Origin of the sequence: Mesorhizobium sp. M0633, from assembly GCF_040320645.1 — a bacterium.
GTDB lineage: Bacteria > Pseudomonadota > Alphaproteobacteria > Rhizobiales > Rhizobiaceae > Mesorhizobium.
Genome location: NZ_JAMYQC010000010.1, coordinates 105019 through 126568, shown reverse-complemented (window position 1 = coordinate 126568; position 21550 = coordinate 105019). Strand labels below are relative to the sequence as shown.

The 21550-nt window shown below is 62.0% G+C and carries 22 protein-coding genes; 7 read left to right on the top strand and 15 right to left on the bottom strand.

Going from position 1 to position 21550, the window contains the following annotated elements:
* The gene (locus NKI47_RS13430; protein WP_352571442.1) at positions 1 to 453 is read right to left on the bottom strand and encodes an RbsD/FucU family protein; all 453 of its coding nucleotides are present in this window, start codon (positions 451 to 453) and stop codon (positions 1 to 3) included.
* 31 nt (positions 454 to 484) lie between these two features.
* Entirely contained in the window at positions 485 to 1543 is a 1059-nt protein-coding gene (locus NKI47_RS13425) for an ABC transporter ATP-binding protein (RefSeq protein ID WP_352456634.1), read from the bottom strand.
* Between the two features lie 293 nt (positions 1544 to 1836).
* Here NKI47_RS13425 and NKI47_RS13420 point away from each other — a divergent pair, with 293 nt between their 5' ends.
* From NKI47_RS13420 to NKI47_RS13410, 3 genes are all read left to right on the top strand, one after another.
* Positions 1837 to 3501 (top strand): ABC transporter substrate-binding protein, encoded by a 1665-nt coding sequence (locus NKI47_RS13420; RefSeq protein ID WP_023674663.1) that lies wholly within the window; start codon positions 1837 to 1839, stop codon positions 3499 to 3501.
* Between the two features lie 128 nt (positions 3502 to 3629).
* Positions 3630 to 4751 carry a carbohydrate ABC transporter permease gene (locus NKI47_RS13415; RefSeq protein ID WP_031211226.1) on the top strand — a complete coding sequence of 374 codons (1122 nt, stop codon included), beginning with the start codon at positions 3630 to 3632 and terminating at the stop codon, positions 4749 to 4751.
* A gap of 13 nt (positions 4752 to 4764) precedes the next feature.
* Positions 4765 to 5682 carry a carbohydrate ABC transporter permease gene (locus NKI47_RS13410; protein WP_352590612.1) on the top strand — a complete coding sequence of 306 codons (918 nt, stop codon included), beginning with the start codon at positions 4765 to 4767 and terminating at the stop codon, positions 5680 to 5682.
* Positions 5683 to 5732: 50 nt separating this feature from the next.
* Here NKI47_RS13410 and NKI47_RS13405 read toward each other — a convergent pair whose 3' ends face one another.
* The 3 genes from NKI47_RS13405 to NKI47_RS13395 are packed head-to-tail and all read right to left on the bottom strand — an operon-like array spanning position 5733 to position 7242.
* Positions 5733 to 6476: a creatininase family protein gene (locus NKI47_RS13405; protein ID WP_352590609.1), complete on the bottom strand. Its 744-nt coding sequence runs from the start codon at positions 6474 to 6476 to the stop codon at positions 5733 to 5735.
* A 5-nt stretch (positions 6477 to 6481) separates the two neighbouring features.
* On the bottom strand, positions 6482 to 7048 hold the full coding sequence (gene hxlB / locus NKI47_RS13400; protein WP_352590606.1) for a 6-phospho-3-hexuloisomerase: 567 nt from the start codon (positions 7046 to 7048) through the stop codon (positions 6482 to 6484).
* Entirely contained in the window at positions 7045 to 7242 is a 198-nt protein-coding gene (locus tag NKI47_RS13395) for a hypothetical protein (protein ID WP_352590603.1), read from the bottom strand. The genes hxlB and NKI47_RS13395 overlap by 4 nt, the downstream gene beginning before the upstream one ends.
* On the opposite strand from NKI47_RS13395, the gene NKI47_RS13390 reads away from it, so the two are divergent.
* Positions 7233 to 8255, top strand: a complete 1023-nt coding sequence (locus NKI47_RS13390) for an aldo/keto reductase (RefSeq protein ID WP_023674658.1) — start codon at positions 7233 to 7235, stop codon at positions 8253 to 8255. The genes NKI47_RS13395 and NKI47_RS13390 overlap by 10 nt on opposite strands.
* A gap of 88 nt (positions 8256 to 8343) precedes the next feature.
* On the opposite strand, the gene NKI47_RS13385 is transcribed toward NKI47_RS13390, so the two are convergent.
* The 4 genes from NKI47_RS13385 to NKI47_RS13370 all read right to left on the bottom strand — a co-directional run bounded on the left by NKI47_RS13385 (position 8344) and on the right by NKI47_RS13370 (position 13713).
* Positions 8344 to 8616: an HU family DNA-binding protein gene (locus tag NKI47_RS13385; RefSeq protein ID WP_023674657.1), complete on the bottom strand. Its 273-nt coding sequence runs from the start codon at positions 8614 to 8616 to the stop codon at positions 8344 to 8346.
* 196 nt (positions 8617 to 8812) lie between these two features.
* On the bottom strand, positions 8813 to 11224 hold the full coding sequence (gene lon / locus NKI47_RS13380) for an endopeptidase La (RefSeq protein WP_023674656.1): 2412 nt from the start codon (positions 11222 to 11224) through the stop codon (positions 8813 to 8815).
* A 280-nt stretch (positions 11225 to 11504) separates the two neighbouring features.
* Positions 11505 to 12779: an ATP-dependent Clp protease ATP-binding subunit ClpX gene (clpX, locus tag NKI47_RS13375; RefSeq protein WP_006332719.1), complete on the bottom strand. Its 1275-nt coding sequence runs from the start codon at positions 12777 to 12779 to the stop codon at positions 11505 to 11507.
* Positions 12780 to 13083: 304 nt separating this feature from the next.
* A complete protein-coding gene (locus NKI47_RS13370; RefSeq protein WP_023674655.1) occupies positions 13084 to 13713 on the bottom strand; it encodes an ATP-dependent Clp protease proteolytic subunit in 630 nt (209 codons plus the stop codon).
* Between the two features lie 347 nt (positions 13714 to 14060).
* On the opposite strand from NKI47_RS13370, the gene NKI47_RS13365 reads away from it, so the two are divergent.
* Positions 14061 to 14651 (top strand): hypothetical protein, encoded by a 591-nt coding sequence (locus tag NKI47_RS13365; RefSeq protein WP_352590600.1) that lies wholly within the window; start codon positions 14061 to 14063, stop codon positions 14649 to 14651.
* Positions 14652 to 14654: 3 nt separating this feature from the next.
* Here the strand turns inward: NKI47_RS13365 and NKI47_RS13360 are convergent, their stop codons facing one another.
* Entirely contained in the window at positions 14655 to 15758 is a 1104-nt protein-coding gene (locus NKI47_RS13360; RefSeq protein WP_352590597.1) for an NAD(P)/FAD-dependent oxidoreductase, read from the bottom strand.
* A gap of 97 nt (positions 15759 to 15855) precedes the next feature.
* Between NKI47_RS13360 and NKI47_RS13355 the strand changes: the two genes are divergently transcribed.
* Positions 15856 to 17103, top strand: coding sequence for a cytochrome P450 (locus NKI47_RS13355; protein WP_352590594.1), 1248 nt, complete (start codon positions 15856 to 15858; stop codon positions 17101 to 17103).
* Positions 17104 to 17128: 25 nt separating this feature from the next.
* On the opposite strand, the gene NKI47_RS13350 is transcribed toward NKI47_RS13355, so the two are convergent.
* From NKI47_RS13350 to NKI47_RS13330, 5 genes are all read right to left on the bottom strand, one after another.
* On the bottom strand, positions 17129 to 17479 hold the full coding sequence (locus NKI47_RS13350) for a cupin domain-containing protein (protein WP_352590591.1): 351 nt from the start codon (positions 17477 to 17479) through the stop codon (positions 17129 to 17131).
* Positions 17480 to 17484: 5 nt separating this feature from the next.
* Positions 17485 to 18765, bottom strand: coding sequence for an O-acetylhomoserine aminocarboxypropyltransferase (locus NKI47_RS13345; protein WP_023674650.1), 1281 nt, complete (start codon positions 18763 to 18765; stop codon positions 17485 to 17487).
* Between the two features lie 158 nt (positions 18766 to 18923).
* On the bottom strand, positions 18924 to 19445 hold the full coding sequence (locus NKI47_RS13340; RefSeq protein ID WP_023674649.1) for a CoA-binding protein: 522 nt from the start codon (positions 19443 to 19445) through the stop codon (positions 18924 to 18926).
* 74 nt (positions 19446 to 19519) lie between these two features.
* Positions 19520 to 19942: a VOC family protein gene (locus tag NKI47_RS13335; protein ID WP_023674648.1), complete on the bottom strand. Its 423-nt coding sequence runs from the start codon at positions 19940 to 19942 to the stop codon at positions 19520 to 19522.
* Between the two features lie 9 nt (positions 19943 to 19951).
* Complete coding sequence (locus NKI47_RS13330; RefSeq protein WP_023674647.1) at positions 19952 to 20773, bottom strand: enoyl-CoA hydratase; 822 nt, start codon at positions 20771 to 20773, stop codon at positions 19952 to 19954.
* Between the two features lie 151 nt (positions 20774 to 20924).
* Between NKI47_RS13330 and NKI47_RS13325 the strand changes: the two genes are divergently transcribed.
* Positions 20925 to 21389: a PaaI family thioesterase gene (locus NKI47_RS13325; RefSeq protein WP_023674646.1), complete on the top strand. Its 465-nt coding sequence runs from the start codon at positions 20925 to 20927 to the stop codon at positions 21387 to 21389.
* The last annotated feature ends 161 nt before the right edge of the window (positions 21390 to 21550 follow it).

Genomic DNA, 21550 nt, shown 5'->3' with positions numbered 1-21550 from the left:
CTACTCCGCATCCGGTGGCACGACGCCCTTGCGGAACGCAAAACAGCCATAGAAGCGGCGCTCGCCGGTCTGGATGACGCAATAGGCCTTCTTGGCGCGTTCGTAGAAGGCGTAGCGCTCGACCGAGATCATCGGCCAGGCCTTGCCCTCGGCGGCATCGATCTCTTTTTGCACTTCCTGCTGCACGGCGGGAATGTCGTCCGGCTTGCCGACGATCTCCATGCGCGCGGCCGCGTCGTCGACGAAGGTGTCCAGCGGATAGAGCGACAGTACCGCCTTGACCACGTCGGCCGCCGACGCATCGATGCGCAGCAGCCGGCCAAGCACGGTCTGGCGCGCCACCGAATCGGACGGGAAATTGGTGTCGGCGATAATCAGATCGTCACCGTGGCCCATCGCCCGCAGCGCCTGCAGCACATCGGCATTGAGCAGCGGATCGATTCCTTTGAGCATGGTATTCCTCGCGAAGTTTGCTGGGGCGAAATCAGAGACGCTTGCCGGTCTCTGCGTCGAAGAGATGCACCTGGTCGAGCCGCGGTTTCAGGTGCAGTGTGTCGCCCGGCTTGAAGTCGTGGCGCTCACGGAACAGCGCCACCATCTCGCCCTCGCCGAAGCGCAGGAACACCAAAGTCTCGGAACCGGTCGGCTCGACCACCGAAATCTTCGCCGGAACACCATCGGGATGGATTTCGAGATGCTCGGGCCGCACGCCGTAGACGACATTACGGCCATCCTCGACGGCACTGGTTGCCGCAATCGGGAACGGCGTCCCGGCGATCTCGACGACGGGCTTGTCGCCCTTGCGCACGACGCCCTTGAGCAGGTTCATCGAGGGCGAGCCGATGAAGCCGGCGACGAACAGGTTGGCCGGCCGGTCGAATAATTCCAGCGGCGCGCCGACCTGTTCGATGCGACCGTCGCGCATCACCACGATCTTGTCGGCCATGGTCATGGCCTCGATCTGGTCGTGGGTGACGTAGATGGTGGTGGTCTTCAGCCGCTGGTGCAGTTCCTTGATCTCGGTGCGCATCTGGACACGCAGCTTGGCGTCGAGATTGGAGAGCGGCTCGTCGAAGAGGAACACCTGCGGGTTGCGCACGATGGCGCGGCCCATGGCGACGCGCTGGCGCTGGCCGCCAGAGAGCTGGCGCGGATAGCGCTTGAGGTAGGGATTGAGGTCGAGGATGTCGGCGGCGCGCTTGACCCGCTCAGTGACCACCGCCGGGTCGGTTTTGCGCAGCTTGAGAGCAAAGGCCATGTTCTGCTCGACCGTCTTGTGCGGATAGAGCGCGTAGTTCTGGAACACCATGGCGATGTCGCGCTTGGCCGGCGGCAGATGGTTGACGACGCGCTCGCCGATGGCGATGGTGCCGCCGGAGACCGTTTCCAGCCCGGCCACCATCCTCAGCAGCGTGGACTTGCCGCAGCCGGAAGGCCCGACCAGCACCACGAACTGCCCGTCGGCGATGTCGACGCTGACATCGTGCAGAACCTTGACGGTTCCGAACGCCTTGGCCACATTGCGGATCGCGACTTGAGCCATCATTCCCCCTTCAGTTGCCGTGAAGCTAAACAACGCAAACGGCGAGGGCAAGTCAGTCTCTTATAGATAAAAAACCCATTCACGTTGACACCGCACTTCGTTGTGCGAATAGTGACAGTGTCCGGCTTATGACCCTGTTCCGGGCGCACCGGTACGCTTGTCCGGCACTGAATGCCAAGCGTCGCGGGAGGGAGAATTCGGGCCGCTATTTACGGGAGTCGCTGTCGTTGGGGAACATAATCGGCGCTCCACCATCTGAACCAATTCACAATTGACCTTCTGGGAGGAACGAAATGAAAGTCAGCCTTTATAACCAACTTGTCCGCGCCGGGGCCACCCGCCGCGACGTGCTGAAGGGAGCGGCCAGCATGGCCGCCCTCGCGGCGGCCTCAAGCGCCGGACTTGGTGCGCTGACGCGCACGGCTGCGGCCGCCGACGACCTGCGTGCGCAGATCCTGCAGATCCCGGGTGTCGGCAAGGGTCAGCCGACCGATGCCGACTTCCAGCAGGTCGGCGAGCTTTGCCTTGGCGCCACCAAGGCCAATGTCAAGGAAGGCGAATTCGCCGGTGTCGAACTCACCTTCATGGGCCTCAACAACCAGAACCTGCACAATGTGCTGTTTCGCGGCTTCCTGAAGCCGTGGGAGACCTATACCGGCGCCAAGATCAACTGGATCGACCTGGCGCAGGCTGACTACAACGCCCGCCTGCAGCAGTCGATCGCGACCGGCACCGTCGATTTCGACATCATCGAAATGGGGGCACCGTTCGAAGGCGACGTCTGCGGCAAGGGTCTCACCTCCGAGATGCCGGACTGGGTCAAGGACCAGATCGACATGAAGGATGTCGTGGCCTATCTGCAGCCGCCGGTGGGCACATGGGACGGCAAGCAATATCGCGTGACCGTTGACGGCGACGCGCATAACTTCAACTACCGCACCGACGTGTTTGCCGATGCCGACCTCGCCAAGGCCTGGAAGGACGGCGGCGGAGAAGGCGAATGGGGCGTGCCGAAGACCTGGCAGCAGGTGCAGGCGGTGACGAAATTCCTCAAGGGCAAGCAGGTGAAGGGCCAGGATGTCTTTGGCTATCTCGATGCGCCCAAGCCCTGGGGCGGTTTCGGCTTTTATTTCCTCGGCAGCCGCGCCAGCGCCTACGCCAAGCATCCCGACGACAAGGCCTGGCTGTTCGATGCCGACACGATGAAGCCGCGCGTCAACAATCCGGCATGGGTGCGGGCGATCCAGGACGTCATCGATGCCCTGCCCTCAGAACCTGCCGACCAGATCAACGCCGACCCGAACACCACCGCCTTCCAGCAATTCTTGGCAGGCACCGGTTCGATGGTTACCTGGTGGGGCGACGTCGGTTCGAACGTCAAGACCAACGATTCCTCGGTCGTCGGCGACATCACCGGCTTCTCGATCCTGCCGGGCTCGGACGATGTCTACAACTCCAAGACCGGCCAGTGGGACAAGCTCGCCAGCGGCCCGAACCATGCACCGAACTGCGCCTATCTCGGCTGGGGCGTTTATGTCATGGCCCGCGTCGACAGCGACGAAAAGAAGAAGAAGGCGGCATGGTCTGCCGCTGCCCATCTCGGCGGCAAGGACCTGTCGCTCTGGTGCGCGGCCTATCCGTCGGGTTTCCAGCCCTATCGCAACTCGCATTTCAACATTCCGGAATGGGTGGCGGCGGGCTACGACGAGGCGTTCATCACCTCGTATCTGAAGTCGGAAGCCGACAGCTACAACCATCCGAACGCGGCGATCGAGCCGCGCATCCCCGGCATCTTCCAGTACTACAGCGCCGCCGAGGACATTTTGGCCAACACCTTTGCCGGCAAGATGAAGGCGCAGGAAGGCGCCGACGCCATCGCAGCCGCCTGGGAGAAGCTGACCGACCAGATCGGCCGCGACAAACAGGTCAAGCTCTACAAGGCCTCGCTCGGCATGTAGGCTGAGATAGTGAAACTGGTTCGGCGGCGCACAGCCGCCGGACCTCACCTTGACCGACTTGGCCTCGACCGGCTCGGCCGGTCATCGAGCCTCCTGTGAACGGGCAAGAACGCGTGGCTGACCGGACCCTGGCTGACCAGACTTTGTCGACAAGTGAATGGCCGGCAGGCGCCGTGCCATCCGACCTGATACCGCGGAGCCGCAAACGGCTTGGCTGGGCTCTGATGGCTGCTGCGACGCTCGGCCTTCTGGCGGTGATCGCACTGCAAATCCTCTACAAGAGCGAGGTCGACACTATCGGCTTCGAGACCTGGCGGCCGGTGGTCTACGCCTACGTGCTGTGGGGTGTCGCGCTCGGCATCGGCCAGGTACTGACGCGCGGCGAGGACGGCCAGCGCGCGCTGTTCCTGCTGCCGGCGCTGCTGTTTACCATTGCCATGGTGATCTTCCCGACGCTGTTCGGCTTCTATATCGCGCTGACCGACTGGAACCTCAGTTCCTTCAGCGGACGGCAGTTCAACGGGCTCGACAATTTCTGGCAGATGCTGAACGACGCCTATTATCGCAACGCGCTGTTCAACATGGTGCTCTACGTGCTGGCGGTGTTCGTCGAATATGTCATCGCCTTTGGCCTGGCGCTGCTGCTCAACGCGCAGATCCGGGCGCGAAAATTCTTCCGCGTCGTCTTTCTCATGCCCCTGATGCTGTCACCGGTGGCGGTGTCGTGGATGATCGGCAAGTCGCTGATGGAATACCGCTTCGGGCCGGCCGCGACACTGGCGCGCCATCTCGGCTGGGAAAACCCGGCCTTCTTCTCCAACCCGATCACCGCCCGCATCTCGATCATGGTGCTCGACGCGTGGACGTTCATCCCGTTCATGATGATCATGCTGCTCGCCGGCCTGCAGGCGATGTCGCGCGAGGTGCTCGAGGCAGCGCGTGTCGATGGCGCGACTGCCTGGCAGACCTTCTGGCAGGTCACCTTCCCGCTGATGCTGCCGGTGTCGGTGACAGCGGTCATCCTGCGCATCATCTTCAAGCTGAAGCTCGCCGACATCATCATCACCGTCACCTCCGGCGGGCCGGGCGGCGCGACCGATTCGGTGTCCAGTTTCATCTACCGCGAATATCGCGACCGCTCGAACGTCGGCTACGGCACGATGCTGGCGATGGCCTATTTGATCATCATCATCGTGTTCGTGACCTGGCTGCTGAAGTTCGCCAGCCGCTTCGTGCGCAACGTCAACTGATCGGGCCGGCAAGATGAGCGTTCAAACCACCGACTTTGCCGCCTCCGAAATCCGCTCGCCGGCGGCGTTCTACGCCAACCGCGTCTTCATCTACGGCGCCCTCATCTTCTGGGCTTTCATCTGCCTGTTCCCGATCTATTGGACGATAACCACCTCGTTCAAGACCGCGGTCGACGTCACCCAGGGCCATCTGATCCCGTTTGTCGACTTCAAACCCGACTGGAAGGGCTGGCGTTCGCTCGGCCTGTCGCCGGACTCGATCTTTCGGACATCGACTGTGCGCGACGAATTCATCAAGCGTTTCATGAATTCGGTCATCACTTCGGTCGGCGCGTCGACCCTCGCCATCGTCATCGGCAGCCTCGCCGCCTACGGGCTGACCCGCTATCGTTACAAGTTCGCCTGGTTCAGGAACGAGGACATTTCCTTCTTCTTCCTGTCTCAGCTGATCCTGCCGCCGGTGGTTTTGGCCCTGCCCTTCCTCGTGCTTTACCGCGAGGTCGGCCTGCTCGACACGCGCGTCGGGCTGATCCTGCTCTACACGCTGATGGTGCTGCCGATCGTCATCTGGATCATGCGCGACCAGTTCAACTCCATCCCGGTGGAGTTGGAGGAGGCAGCACTCGTCGACGGCCTGTCGATCTGGGGCGCCTTCTTGCGCATCGTCATGCCGATCGCGCTGCCGGGCATGGTCGCCGCCTTCATCCTGGCGATGGTGCTGTGCTGGAACGAGTATTTCTTCGCCGCGCTTTTGACCTCGACCGACGCAAAGACCATTCCTGTCATGGTGGCCAGCCAGACCGGCTCACAAGGCATCAACTGGTGGTCGATGGCAGCGCTTGCCACCGCCGCCATCACACCGCTCGCCGTCATCGGCATCGCGCTCGAGCGTTACCTGATCATGGGCATGACAGCGGGCGCGGTGAAATAACTGCGCCGGCTCTCCCTTCTCCCCTTGTTGTGGGAGAAGGGAAAAGCGCGCTAACCCGAAAGTGTTGCCCGCAAATGCTCGAGGATCATGGCAACCCCTTTTTGCCCCAATTCCGCCGAGGCTTCGGGCGCACTTGCCGTGTACCAGCCGGTGTTGTCGGCGAAGCGGCCGGCATCGACCGCTTCCGGGCACAGCGCCAGCATCAGTGACGTCTCGCCGGTGCCGGCATGGTCGAACGGGTACCGGCTGTGCATTGAAGCCGGCATCAGCGGATGCACCTGCACCCAGTTGAAGAAATTGCTGCCCTCGGCGTGCTCGGCATAATAGTCGGCCATCGCCGGAGAGCCCCACCAGCCTTCGCCACGTTCTTTCTCCAGGAAGCGGAAGATCGCCTGCCGGCCGGCGGCCTTGAAGGCGAGATCGGTTGGCATGCCGGCGGCAAAATTTTCGGTCTGGTGGTGAATGATGGCGTGGATGTTGCGGAAGCCGACGCGCAGCAGGCTATAGAACAGTTCTTCCGCAAATGGCGCCAGCACATTGCCGCCGACCTGCAGCGAACCACTGCCCTCCGGTGCTGCAACAGCATAGCTCGCCGCGCCGTAATGGAAGGGCGGCAGAATGACGATCTCTGCTTCTTTTTCGAACAGTTCCAGGCTCTTGACCACCGCCAGCGTGTCCATTCCGACGGCCATGTGCTCGCCGTGATATTCGAGCACACCGAGCGGCAACACGACCGGCCGGTTCTCGGCGATCGCCTTGCGGATCTGGTGCGGCAGCATCAATTCGTAGCGCATGACACCTACTCCATATTGGTGTGGCGGGCGCGCATCGCTCCCGGCGAGACGCCGGTCAGATCCCTGAGCTTCAGCACCATCACTTCGAAGAGGACGAACAGCGCGCCTTCGAAAACCGAGCCCATCGGCAGGACGGATGTCTTTTCAGGGTCCTGGTCGTCGGCCATGGTCTGAGCCGGGATAAGCAGTGTGAAGTCGGCCAGCTTCGCGGCAGTGCTGTCGGCTTGCGCGGTGAGCAGCAGGACTGTGGCACCGGCCTCGCGCGCGACCTGCATCAAGGTCAGCACCGTCGACGTCTCACCCGGGCCGGAACTTGCGAGGAAGACATCGCCCTCGCCCAGCGGCGGCGTGGTCATGTCGCCGACGACCGACACCGGCAGACCGAGATGGTAGAGCCGCATGGCAAAACTCTTGACCTGCAGCGCCTCGCGGCCGCAGCCATAGGTGACGATCTTTTTCGCTCCAGCCAGGATGGCGCAAGCGGCGTCGATGCGGCTTTCGTCGATGCGCTCCAGCACGGTGCCAAGCTCGTTCAGCGCAATCCCAAACAGGTTTTCGCCGGCAGCCGTCATGACATTTGCACCAGCTTGCCGGTGCCGGAGAACCATTTGAATATCTCAGTCACATCTGCCCCGAACAGCTTGTTTTCACTCATGCTATCACCGCGAAAATCGGTGTCCAACGACACGCAGTGCTTTTGATGCGCCACAGCCGTGATAGTGTCACGGCAAATCGCAAATGAGGAAACGGCAGCATATGAAGACACGGCATTTCGACCGCATCGGCAATGGCGGCATCACCTTCACCGAGCTCGGCTTCGGCACTGCGCCGCTCGGCAATCTTTATCGCGCCGTATCCGATGAGAATGCCAATGCTACGCTGGAGGCGGCATGGCGGGTCGGCTGCCGCTACTACGATACCGCGCCGCTCTATGGGCTGGGCCTTGCCGAAACGCGGCTCAATCCGTTCCTGCGTTCGAAGAAGCGTGACGACTACGTGCTGTCCAGCAAAGTCGGGCGCATCATGCGCGCCTGCCCGCCGGAACAGCGCACCGGCATCGGCAAATTCTTCGACACCCCATCGCGCCGCGAGGTCTACGATTACAGCTATGACGGCGTCATGCGCTCCTTCGAAGCCTCGCTGGAACGGCTCGGCGTCGACCGCATCGACATCCTCTTCGTGCACGATGTCGACATCTTCACCCATGGCAGCAAGGAAGCCTCGGACCAGCGCATCCAGGAATTCATGAGCTCCGGCTATTACGGATTGCTGGCATTGCGCGACCAGGGCGTGATCAAGGCGTTCGGCGGCGGCATCAACGAGTGGCCGGTTGCCCAGACGCTGGCCGAGCGCGGCGATTTCGATCTGTTCCTGCTTGCCGGGCGTTACACGCTGCTGGAGCAGGAAGCGCTGCAGTCTTTCCTGCCGCTATGCCAGCAACGCGGCATCGGCATCGTTCTCGGCGGGCCGTACAATTCCGGCATCCTGGCAACCGGGCCGAAGCCCGGCGCCTACTACAACTATTCGGAGGCGCCGCAGGACATCATCGACCGCGTCACCCGCATCGAGGCCGTCTGCAAGCGCCACGGCGTGCGCCTGATCGAGGCGGCGCTGCAGTTCCCGCTGCTGCATCCTTCGGTCGTCTCGGTAATCCCCGGCGGCCAGCGGCCGGGCGAAGTCGAAAGCAATCGCTCGCTGCTCGACGCGAAACCGCCATCGGCGCTGTGGGCCGATCTCAAGAAGGAAGGCTTGATGCGCACTGACGCGCCGACGGCATAGCGCCGCCTTTTCCAACGACGCTGCGGGCACAGAAAAGAAAAACCGGATATACCGGCTTTTCTTTTCTCTGAAAGACTTAAGGAGGCGCTTAGTTGACCGCGTCCTTGAGGCCCTTGCCGGCCGAGAACTTCGGCACGGTGCGCGCCGGGATCTTCACTTCCGCACCGGTCTGCGGATTGCGGCCGGTCGACGCGGCGCGTTGTGACACGGTGAAATTTCCGAAGCCGACAAGCCGGACATCGCCGCCCTTTTTCAGTTCGCCGGTGATGACGGAAAACACCGCATCAACCGCCGACTGCGCGTCACCCTTCGAAATACTCGCGGCATCGGCGACAGCGGACACCAGTTCGTTCTTGTTCATAAAAATTCCCTTCCATGAGAAAACCGGAACACTCGACTCATCCGGCAGGAAACGGACTTTAGAAAGAAGCGCTCCGGCAACCAAGTCGAAAAGCGCCACGAAAGTTGAAAAAAGCCCGGAAATCCGGGGTTCTTCACATGAAAAAGCCGGGCTCAAGGCCCGGCTCTCTCTTTGTGCATTGCAACTTTAGCAAGAGCTAATGCGCCAGCGATTTACCAGCTTCGTCCCCGACATCGACCACGGCCGGCGCATTGACGGGTTCAACCCACTGGATCGGTTCCGGCATGCGCACCAGCGCATGGCGCAACACTTCGCCAACCCGTGAGACCGGAATGATCTCCATGCCGCTCTTCACGTTCTCCGGAATCTCCGCCAGATCCTTGGCGTTCTCTTCCGGGATCAGTACCTTCTTGATGCCGCCGCGAAGTGCGGCAAGCAGCTTCTCCTTGAGGCCGCCGATCGGCAGCACCCTGCCGCGCAGCGTGATCTCGCCGGTCATCGCCACATCGGCCTTGACCGGGATTCCGGTCAGCACCGAGACGATCGCCGTCGCCATCGCCACGCCAGCCGACGGTCCGTCCTTGGGCGTTGCGCCTTCCGGCACGTGGACGTGGATATCGCGCTTGTCGAACAGCGGCGGCTCGACGCCGAAATCGATGGCCCGCGAGCGGACATAGGACGCCGCCGCCGAAATCGATTCCTTCATAACGTCGCGCAGATTGCCGGTCACGGTCATGCGGCCCTTGCCGGGCATCATGACACCTTCCACCGTCAACAGCTCGCCACCGACTTCCGTCCAGGCGAGCCCGGTGACCACGCCGACCTGATCGTCGCTCTCGACCTGGCCGAAGCGGAAGCGCGGAACACCAAGGTAATCGGCAAGATTATCCGCCGTGATGTTGATCGTCTTCTTCTTCGTCTTCAGGATCTCGGTCACCGCCTTGCGCCCGAGCTTCATCAGCTCGCGCTCCAGGCTCCTGACGCCCGCTTCACGGGTGTAGGTCTGGATGATGCCGCGGATCGCGTCCTCGCCGACGGAGAACTCCTTCGGCTGCAACGCGTGGTCGCGGATCACCTTGGGCATCAGGTGACGCTTGGCGATTTCGATCTTCTCGTCCTCGGTGTAACCGGCGATACGGATGATCTCCATGCGGTCCATCAAGGGCGCAGGGATGTTCAGCGTGTTCGCCGTCGTCACGAACATCACGCTCGACAGGTCGTATTCGACCTCGAGGTAATGGTCCATGAACGTCGAGTTCTGCTCGGGATCGAGCACCTCGAGCAAAGCCGATGACGGATCGCCGCGGAAATCCTGGCCCATCTTGTCGATCTCGTCGAGCAGGAAGAGCGGGTTGGATTTCTTCGCCTTCTTCATCGACTGGATGACCTTGCCGGGCATCGAGCCGATATAGGTGCGGCGGTGACCACGGATCTCGGCCTCGTCGCGCACGCCGCCCAGCGCCATGCGGATGAACTCACGGCCGGTCGCCTTGGCGATCGACTTGCCGAGCGAGGTCTTGCCGACGCCGGGAGGTCCGACGAGGCACAGGATCGGCCCCTTCAGCTTCTTCTGGCGGCTCTGCACGGCGAGGTATTCGACGATGCGGTCCTTGACCTTGTCGAGGCCGAAATGATCGGTATCGAGCACGTTCTGGGCAAAGGCCAGATCCTGCTTGACCTTGGAGTTCCTGCCCCACGGGATCGACAGCAGCCAGTCGAGATAGTTGCGCACGACGGTCGATTCAGCCGACATCGGCGACATCGTCCGCAGCTTCTTCAGTTCGGCTTCCGCCTTTTCGCGGGCCTCCTTGGAGAGCTTTGTCTTCTTGATGCGCGCCTCGATCTCGGCGGCCTCGTCGCGGCCGTCCTCGCCCTCGCCGAGCTCCTTCTGGATCGCCTTCATCTGCTCGTTGAGGTAGTATTCGCGCTGCGTCTTCTCCATCTGGCGCTTGACGCGCGAGCGGATACGCTTCTCAACCTGGAGCACCGAGATTTCGGCTTCCATGAAGCCCATCGCCTTTTCCAGCCGTTCCTTGACGGACAGCGTGGCGAGCATCTCCTGCTTCTCGGGGATCTTGATGGCAAGATGCGAAGCGACCGTGTCGGCGAGCTTGGAATAGTCGTCGATCTGGCTGGCGGCACCCACCACTTCGGGCGAGATCTTCTTGTTCAGCTTGACGTAGTTCTCGAAGTCGGTGACGACGGAACGGGCCAGCGCCTCGACCTCGACCTCTTCCTCCTCCGGTTCGACCAGCGCCGCAGCACGGGCTTCATGGAAGTCGGGACGGTCGGTGAACGCGACGATTTTCGCGCGCGAGGCGCCTTCGACCAGCACCTTCACGGTGCCGTCCGGCAGTTTCAGCAATTGCAGCACATTGGCGAGCGTGCCGATGTCAAAGATGGCATCAGGCTCCGGATCGTCGTCGGCGGCATTCATCTGGGTCGCAAGCAGGATCTGCTTTTCCTGACCCATCACTTCTTCCAGCGCCTTGATCGACTTTTCACGCCCGACGAAGAGCGGAACGATCATGTGCGGGAACACCACGATGTCGCGCAGTGGGAGGACTGCGAAGACCCCGTCGCTGGGAGCCTTGGATAATTTGGCCATTGTCCAACCTTTCATGTCGCGGCCGCCAATCGGCCAACCGCGAATCTCATATTAACGACCGGGGATCGTTCCGCCTACCACCGTTTGTGACGGGAGTTTTACAGCACAGAATTCGGCACCACGGCCTTCTGCCATTAGTTGGAGGCACAGGGGGTAAAGATCAAGGGTCAACACGGTCCGTCCCTCCAATCCGCAGCCATTAGGCGGCGCCGTACGCGGTGTGCGACAGCAAAACGGCGCCCTGCGGCGCCGTTTCAGAAAAATCCATTGCCGGCTCACGTCAGGCGCTGACGTTGCCCTTCTTTTCCTTCTGCTCGGAATAGATGTAGAGCGGCCTGGCGTTGCCTGACACCACCTCTTCCGAAATAACGACTTCGCGCACGCCTTCCAGCGCCGGCAGCTCGAACATGGTGTCGAGCAGGATCGCTTCCATGATCGAACGAAGGCCGCGCGCGCCGGTCTTGCGCTCGATGGCGCGCTTGGCGATCGCCGACAGCGCGTTCTCGTGGAAGGTCAGGTCGACATTCTCCATCTCGAACAGCCGCTGATACTGCTTGACCAGCGCGTTCTTCGGCTCGGTCAGGATCTGGATCAGCGCCGGCTCGTCGAGATCCTCCAGCGTCGCCAGGACAGGCAAACGGCCGACGAACTCTGGAATGAGGCCGAACTTCAAGAGATCCTCAGGCTCGACCAGGCGGAAAACATCGCCGGTGCGGCGATCCTCGGGCGAAGCGACGATGGCGCCGAAACCGATCGAGGTCTTCCTGCCGCGATCCGAGATGATCTTGTCCAGGCCGGCGAAAGCGCCACCGCAGATGAACAGGATGTTGGCGGTGTCGACCTGCAGGAATTCCTGCTGCGGATGCTTCCTGCCGCCCTGCGGCGGCACGGAGGCGACAGTGCCTTCCATGATCTTCAAAAGTGCCTGCTGCACGCCCTCGCCCGAGACGTCGCGGGTGATCGAGGGATTGTCCGACTTGCGCGAGATCTTGTCGATCTCGTCGATATAGACGATGCCGCGCTGGGCGCGCTCGACATTGTAGTCGGCCGACTGCAACAGCTTCAGGATGATGTTCTCGACGTCCTCGCCGACATAGCCGGCCTCGGTCAGCGTCGTCGCGTCGGCCATGGTGAAGGGGACGTCGATGATACGGGCCAGCGTCTGCGCCAGCAACGTCTTGCCGCAGCCGGTCGGGCCGATCAGCAGGATGTTAGACTTCGCGAGTTCGACGTCGTTGTTCTTGCCGGCATGGGCGAGGCGCTTGTAGTGGTTGTGGACGGCCACCGACAGCACGCGCTTGGCGTAAGGCTGGCCGATGACGTAGTCGTCGAGAACCTTGAGGATTTCCTGTGGGGTCGGCACGCCCTCTCGCGACTTCACCATCGAGGTCTTGTTCTCCTCGCGGATGATGTCCATGCACAGTTCGACGCATTCGTCGCAGATGAACACCGTCGGCCCGGCGATCAGCTTGCGCACTTCGTGCTGGCTTTTGCCGCAAAACGAGCAATAAAGCGTGTTCTTGGAATCACCGCTGTTGTTGCCGACCTTGCTCATTTTCCTGTCCTTTCATGGCCGCCCGCCGATGGTCTGGTTGAAAGGGCGCATATTCAATCTATCGCGGGAATCCGCTGCCGCCAGTGCCCCGGCTCCCGCAACGCATTCCGTACGAAACACAAATCGGAAAACGGGGCAATGATTCGAACAACCCCACGCAAAGCTAAGCCGTCGAAAATCAACATAGCCTTAACGTAGGCAATTGCACCCGTCGAGGGAACAGCCAATTGTGGCCGAAATGCCGCAAGCTGCGCCAAAAGCGCGTGATCCCGCCACTCATTGCCACCGCAGTGCCACCGCGGGCCTATAAGGCAATACCTTCGACCGGCTCACGTGACGAAATGACCTTGTCGATGAGGCCGAAATCCCTGGCCTCGTCGGCAGTCATGAAATGGTCACGGTCGAGCGTTTTTTCAATCTCATCGTAGCTCTTGCCGGTGTGCTTGACGTAAACCTCGTTGAGGCGACGCTTCAGCTTGATGATGTCCTGGGCATGGCGCTCGATGTCGGAAGCCTGGCCCTGGAAGCCGCCGGAAGGCTGGTGGACCATGATGCGGGCGTTCGGCGTGGCAAAGCGCATGTCCTTGTGGCCCGCCGTCAAGAGCAGCGAGCCCATCGAGGCGGCCTGACCGATGCAGAGCGTCGACACGGCAGGCTTGATGAACTGCATGGTGTCATAGATCGCCATGCCGGAGGTGACGACGCCGCCGGGCGAGTTGATATAGAGGTTGATTTCCTTCTTCGGATTCTCCGCCTCGAGGAACAGCAGCTGCGCGCAGACCAGCGTCGCCATGCCGTCCTCGACCGGGCCGGTGATGAAAATGATGCGCTCCTTGAGGAGCCGCGAGAAAATGTCGTAGGCCCGCTCGCCGCGATTGGTCTGTTCGACCACCATCGGAACGAGGTTCATGTAGGTTTCGACGGGGTTCTTCATGGACTATCCCTTTTTGAGGATGGGATTCCGGCGCCGGAGATTTGCAATCGGGCAGAATCGGTTCTGGATCGTTATTGTGTAAATAGGATGCCGGCTCACCCTAGCGCAAGGCCGCCTCTCCTAGCCATCCGGTTAAGTCGAATCAAGGTTTCCAAACCAGTTTCGCCTGTCGCCGTGCCGGCAGCCCCTCTCCTGCCGTGGGAAGGGGCGCTCATGCTTGGCCGTTGTTTAGCAGTTTCTTAACCGCATCGCTTAACGAAAAGTGGTGAAACCGCTTTTTCCGGCCACGGCTTACCCTACAATTCAACGTTGAACTCGCTTCACGCAGTTCAAACAGGGGGAGTGCGATGATCAAGAAAGTTGCTTCCTTGGCCCTTGCCGGCATCAGCGTTCTCGGCATGGCGTCCGAAACGGCTGCCGGCGGACGCGCGGTCGAATGCTACGAGCAGGTCAATCGGCCGGCCGTCTACGACACCGTCTACGAGGAGGTGCTCGTCAGCCCAGCCGGCCAGCAGGTGCAGTATGAAGCGCCAATCTACGGGACGCGTGAGCGCGTGGTGCAGATCGCGCCGGCGCGCGTCAGCTACGAGATCGTGCCCGCCATCACCCGCACCATCTACCGGTCCGTGAGGGTCGATGACGGCGGCTATTCCTGGGAATGGCGCATCATCGATGGCCGCAAGGTGCTGTGCAAGGTCAGGCACAAGGCGCGCTATGAACGCGTGGCCGAGATCGTCGTGGTTGAGCCGGAACGCCGGCGGCGCGTTGTCCTCCCCGCCGAATACGAGAGCGTCGCCGAAGAGGTTCTCGTGCGGCCGGAGCAACGGCGCATCATCGACATTCCGGCGTCCTATCAGACAGTGGCTCGCCGCGTGGTGGTCAGGGAGGGCTCGTCGAGCTGGCGGCGCGTGCATATTCCGAGGCATTGCCAGTATTAGCGCTCAGGCCGCCTCGGCCCTGAGCCATTTCTTCAGGCCGTCGACATCGCCATTGCCGACGCAGGCCGCAACCCTTCTGCCGACCGCCGCGCCGAACTTGTAGCCGTGGCCGGAGCAGGCCGATACGACCAGGCATCTGCCTTTCCGGTGGGCCAAAAACTTCTCGTCGGCGGTGAATGTATAGGCGCAGGTGACCACGTCGGTGACCTTATACTCGTCGATGCGGGCAATCGGCGGCGAAAACAGGTTGCGGATCGCCTCGCCCTCGCCCGGCACCGGCTGGCGGTTCCAGTCGGCATCGCTGGTCGGCACCCTGTGCAGGCCGGAGCCGAATTTCATGCCGGCCCCGCCCGAGGGCGGGATGGCGTAGCCGTCGACAGTGCCGCCGATGTTGAGGACGACCGGTGCTGCCTGCCAGACCGCTTTCAGGTCCGCCGGCGGTTCGACATAGGCGAGCGCGGTGCGCCAGGTTTTCAGCTCGCCATCCAGCTCCGGGAACAGTTTTAGCACCCAGGCGCCGGCAGCGACGACGATCCGTTCGGCCTGCATGGTTTCGCCGCCCGCCAGCACGACATGCCCGGCCTCGGCGTCGATCTCGACCACCTTGCTGTTTTCATAGACATTGGCGCCGTTCGCGCGCAGCCACCTGGCGAGGCCGGCAGCGATCTTGCGGCAGTGCAGCGCGCCGCCGTCCGGCGAAAAATACGCATAGCGGAATGAACCAGGTTCTAGGAACGGCCAGCGTTCGACCGCGGCATCCGGCTCGAACAATTCGAACGGGTAGTTCCCGGCTTCCATGCCTTCTCGGTATTCCTCGGCCTCGTCTCCCGGCTGGCGCGAAATGCAGATGAAGCCGCGCGGATCGAGATGGGTTTCACCGAGATCGGCCCACATCTCGTCCCATGCTTCGTAGGCTTCGGTGATCAGCCGGCCGTAGCCCGTTCCGGCCCGGTAGGCGCGGCGGATGATGCGATGATGGTCGCCGGAGGCGGCGAGCGGATTGGGGATCGGTCCCTGCTCGACGATCGAGACGAGGTGCCCGGCCTTGACCAGCGACCACGCCGTGGAAAGCCCGGCAATGCCTGCACCGACCACGATCACATTCATGAAAATCGTCCTTCCGCAACCGCTTCGGCGGCTCACCTCACGGGAGGGCCAACATACGGTCTGGCACCAGACAGGCAAGCCGCGCTAATGATCTGGCATGACCGAATTGAAGCCGCCCTACCTTGCCTTTGATCCAGCCACCCGCCGACTACGGCTCGATCCGCACGAGCCGGCTTTTTTCCAGGACCCTTACGAAGCCTACGCCTTCCTGCACGGTGCATCGAACGCCATCTTCTGGGAAGAATTTGGTTTCTGGTGCTTTGGCGGCTTCGACGACGTCAACCGTCTGCTGCGCGATCGCCGCTTCGGCCGGCAGAACCCGGCCGGCATTCCGGACAGCCGGGGCATCGGTCAGGACCGCACGCACCTCAGCGCGTTCGACGGCATCGAGGCCAATTCGATGCTGGAGCTGGAGCCACCTGTCCACACACGGCTCAGAACGCTGGTCAACCGCGCCTTCGTCTCGCGCCAGGTCGAGCGGCTCAGGCCACGTGTCGAGGCGCTGGCCAACGAACTGATCGACCGTTTCGACCCAGGAGGAATCGACCTGCTGCCGGCATTCGCAGCTCCCTTGCCGATCACCATCATTGCGGAAATGCTCGGCGTGCCGGTCGACATGGGGCCGCAGCTGCTCGACTGGTCGCATCGGATGGTCGCCATGTACATGCATGGCCGCACCCGCGAGACGGAGGACACGGCCAATCGCGCCACGCGTGACTTTTCGAATTTTTTGCGCGGCTACGTCGCCGAGCGGCGAAAGAGGCCGGGCGAGGATCTTCTGTCGCTGCTGATTGCGGCACAGGAGGACGGCCAGAAACTGTCGGAGGACGAGCTGGTATCCTCGGCCATCCTTTTGCTCAATGCCGGCCATGAAGCAACTGTCCACCAGACCGGCGTTGCGGTGCGCTCGATCCTTGCGCAAGGCGGCGACCCGCGCCGCTTCTTCGCCTCACCGGAAGCAACAGCCGCGACGGTCGAAGAGTGCCTGCGCTTCGACGCGCCGCTGCACATGTTCACGCGCTACGCCTATCAGGAGGTCGAGGCCGGGCCGGGGATCATCGTCCAGCCGGGCGAGACGATCGGGCTGCTGCTCGGCATGGCCAATCGCGACCCTACTGCGTTTGCCGAGCCCCTCGCCTTCAGGCCGGACCGTGCCGACCAGAAGAACGTATCGTTCGGCGCCGGCATCCATTTCTGCATCGGCGCGCCGCTCGCCCGGCTCGAACTGCAGGTGTCGCTGAAAACCTTGTTCGAACGCCTGCCGCAGTTGCATCTTGCCGAACAGCCGCGCTTCCGCGACACCTATCATTTCCATGGCCTGGAAACGCTCGCCGTACACTTCTGAGCATTCGGTCCGGCGCGATGCGAGATCAAAGCTTGATCACATACTCCTTGCGCGTCGTTTCAAACACTTCCCAGCTGCCCTTAAAGCCCGGCCTCAGCACGAAACTGTCGCCTGCCCTGACGGTGCGCGCATCGCCGCCGTCTTCGGCGATCACCGAAACCCCTGACAGGATGTGGCAGAACTCCCACTCATCATATTCGATGCGCCATTTGCCTGGCGTCGCTTCCCAGACGCCGGCATAGAGGCCGCCGTCCTGTTCCTCGACATTCCAGGTGCGGAATTTCGGATCGCCCGACATCAGGCGATCCGGCGCTGGTGCGCCAAGTTCCGGTTCGACGGTGTCGACGCCGACGGAAAGAAATTTCGGCGTGGTCATGGCGATCAAACCTTGGCGAGAGCCTGTTCCAGATCGGCGACGATGTCGTTGACGTCCTCGATGCCGACCGAAAGCCTGACCGTGTCCGGCCCTGCCCCGGCGTTGATCTTCTGCTCGTCGGAAAGCTGGCGATGCGTGGTCGATGCCGGGTGGATGACCAGCGACTTGGTGTCGCCGACATTGGCCAGGTGCGAAAACAATTCGAGCGCCTCGACGAACTTGATGCCCGCCGCATAGCCGCCCTTCAGCCCGAATGTGAACACCGCGCCGGCGCCAAGCGGCGAGTACTTCTTCTGCAACGCGTTGTTCTTGTCGCTGGGCAGGCCGGGATAGGACACCCAGGCAACCTTGGGATGGTTGGAAAGCCATCCGGCGACCGCCGCCGCATTGTCGCAGTGGCGCTGCATCCTGAGCGGCAAGGTTTCCAGACCGGTCAGGATAAGGAATGCGTTGAACGGCGAAATCGCCGCGCCGATATCGCGCAGCCCGAGCACTCGGGCGGCAATGGCGAAAGCGAAATTGCCGAAGGTTTCGTGCAGGACGAGGCCGCCATATTCGGGGCGCGGCTCCGACAGCATCGGATATTTGCCCGACTTCGACCAGTCGAAGGTGCCGCCGTCGACGATGGCGCCGCCGATCGAGTTGCCGTGGCCGCCGATGAACTTGGTCAGCGAATGCACGACGATGTCGGCGCCATGCTCGATCGGCCGCAGCAGATAAGGCGAGGCCAGCGTGTTGTCGACGATCAGCGGCAGGCCGTGCTTGCGGGCAATGTCGCCGATCTTCTCGATATCGACGAAGACGCCGCCCGGATTGGCCAGGCTCTCGATGAAGATTGCCTTGGTCCTGTCGTCGATTTGGCTCTCGAAGGTCGAGATGTCATTGGTGTCGGCCCAGCGCACCTGCCAACCGAAATTCTTGAAGGCGTGGCCGAATTGGTTGATCGAGCCGCCGTAAAGCTTTGTCGCTGAAACGAAATTGTCGCCGGGCTGCATCAGATTGTGGAAGACCAGCACCTGCGCGGCATGGCCGGAGGCGACCGCAAGGCCTGCCGTGCCGCCTTCGAGTGCCGCGATGCGCTCTTCCAGCACTGCCTGAGTCGGATTCATGATGCGGGTGTAGATGTTGCCGAACGCCTTCAGCCCGAACAGCGAGGCGGCATGGTCGGCATCGTCGAAGACGAAGGAGGTCGTCTGGTAGATCGGCGTCGCTCGGGCGCCGGTCGCCGGATCCGGCTTGGCGCCGGCATGGACGGCGAGCGTGTTGAAACCGGGCGTGCGGGCCATCGAAAACCTCCCTCAATAGTGAATGGTGAATGGTGAATGGTGAATGGTGAATGGTGAATGGCAAAGTCGGCCAGCCCCACCCTGATTGCAAGCGGCTCATATGCCGCCTTGCCCGCCTTCCAGAAAAATCCTTCTATTCACCATTCACTATTCACTACCTACTTCTGGCGAACGCCGAAGCTCTGGAATCCCGGCCGCATCAGGGGCTTCTTCGACGACAAAACGCCGGAATTGACGCCGGTCCAGCCGATCTCGCCGGACAGCTTGCCATATTCGATCTTGGGGCAACGGTTCATCACCACCTTGATGCCGGCGACTTCGGCGCGCGCGGCCGCCTCGTCATGGCGTATGCCAAGCTGCATCCAGATGACCTTCGGCAGCGGATCGAGCCGCAGCACCTCGTCGACAATGCCGGGCACGACAGCGGAAGCGCGAAACACGTCGACCATGTCGACAGATCCTGGAACGTCGGCGAGTCTGGCATAGGTCATCTGGCCTAGAATCGCCTTGCCGGCCTGGCCGGGATTGATCGGGAACACCGAAAACCCTTTGCCGAGCAGATATTTCAGCACGAAATAGCTCGGCCGCACGTCATTGGCCGACGCGCCGACCATGGCGATGGTCTTCACCGAATTGAGGATGCCGGCGATATAGGCGTTGTCGTAGGCGTCGTGGTTCATGTCTCGTCATACAGCGCTTCGGAGTGAGGTGCCAACAGCCGCGTCAGTGGCTTGCAATGGGCCAGGGAAAGCCGTCAGCCGGGCAGCGAAATCGATCCGTCTTCCGCGATCGGAAAAGCCGGATTGTGCGCCACTTCCCAGATGTGCCCGTCGGCATCGGCGAAATAGCCGTACCAACCGCCCCAGAATGCGCGGCCAGCCGGCTTGACGATACGGCCGCCGGCCCTCTCGGCCATCGCCAGCACTGCATCGACCTCGGCGTCGGAGCGGGTGTTGTAGGCAAGGTAGACCGCCGACGGCGCTTTGCCGAAGGTCACGCCTGAATCCTCTTCGGCGCTTTGCCGCGGGAACAGGCCGAGAATGGCGCCGCCCGTCTGGAAGAAGGCAACGCCCTCGGTGATCCCGGCATGACGGGTCAGCCCCATGCCCTCGTAGAAGCGCACCGCGCGGTCGAGATCGTCGGTAGCTATGGTGATGATGGAGATGCGCGGTTCCATATCCGCCTCCTATTCCTCCGGCCATTCCGGCTTGCGCTTGCCGATGAAGGCGCCAATGCCCTCTTCCGCGTCGCGCGCCAGCATGTTCTCGACCATGACGCGCCCGGTGTAATCATAGGCCTCGGCCAGCCCCATTTCCGCCTGCTCATAGAAGGCTTCCTTGCCGATCTTGACGACCAAGGACGATTTGGACGCAATGGTCTGCGCGTATTTGGTGACAATCTGATTCAGATATTCGCGCGGCACGACGCGGTTGATGAGACCGAATTCCTTGGCGGTTGCCGCATCGATCGTCTCGCCGGTCAAAAGCATTTCCATGGCGTGCTTGCGCGAGACGTTGCGCGACAGCGCCACCATCGGCGTCGAGCAGAACAGTCCGATATTGACGCCAGGCGTGCAGAAGGTCGCCTCGTGCGAGGCGATGGCGAGATCGCAGCTGGCAACCAGCTGCAAGCCGGCCGCCGTCGCCAGGCCGTCGACTTCGGCGATCACCGGCTTAGGATGGCGAACGATCGCCTGCATCAGTGAAGCGCAGGCGGAAAACGTCTTTTCGAAGAAGCCCCTGCCGCGATCGGCATCGGCGCGGTGCGCGCTCAACTCCTTGAGGTCGTGTCCGGCGCAGAACACCTTGCCGACCGCCCCGAGCACGATGACGCGGACGGATTTGTCGGCCTTGGCGCGGTCGAGTTCCGCCATCAGCGCCGCCATCACTGCAAGCGAAAGAGCATTGGCCGGCGGATTGGCAAGCGTCAGGCGCAGCACGCCCTTGTCCAGCCTGGAGACGACCGGCCCTTCGGCAACGGCAGGTTTGATGGCAACGATTTCGGCCATGGGGTCATTCCTCCGCGATTCCGGATCGGTGATCGACTAATCTAGTATGCCGGTCTCGCTTCGTCCAACACCCCGCTTCTGCCATAATGAATGGCTGTTGCCAGAAACAGCACGCTACGCTCATACAGGCAGGCGCAAACGAGGGACCGACATGCCTGCCCAAAGCAACCTCAAGCCGGTGCTGACGGCTGCTGATGTCAACGCGCTGATGGCGACCGTTTTCCCGCAACTCAACGACCAGTTCACCTTCTATGAGGCGTTGGAGGTGTTTCCAGGCGGCTGTGTCGTGCGACTCAATGCCGACGAGCGCCATTTGCGTCCCGGCGGCACCGTGTCGGGTTCGGCGCTGTTCACGCTGGCCGACATAGGCGGCTATGTCTGCGTGCTCTCGCATGCCGGACCGGATGCGCTTTCGGTCACCACCAGTCTCAACATCAATTTCGTCCGCAAGGCCGAGGCCGGGCCGATCGACGGCCATTGCCGCATCCTCAAGCTCGGCAAGAGCCTGATGGTGTTCGATATCGACATCGTCGCCGGCCCGGAGGGACACACAGTAGCGCACGCAACGGGCACCTATTCGATCCCGCCAAAGCGGATTGATGGTGTGGTAAAATAATACCTTTCACCCAAGGCATTGTTTTTGCTGGATTTTGATAGCTTGCCGACATTTCACGCGCCTTGACGCAGTCGCCGTCCTCTCCTATAAGCCCTCACGGAACAGCGGCCCGCAAAGGCCGCCGTTTTGTTATTGGCGGCGGGCAAGCGCCTTTCGCCAAT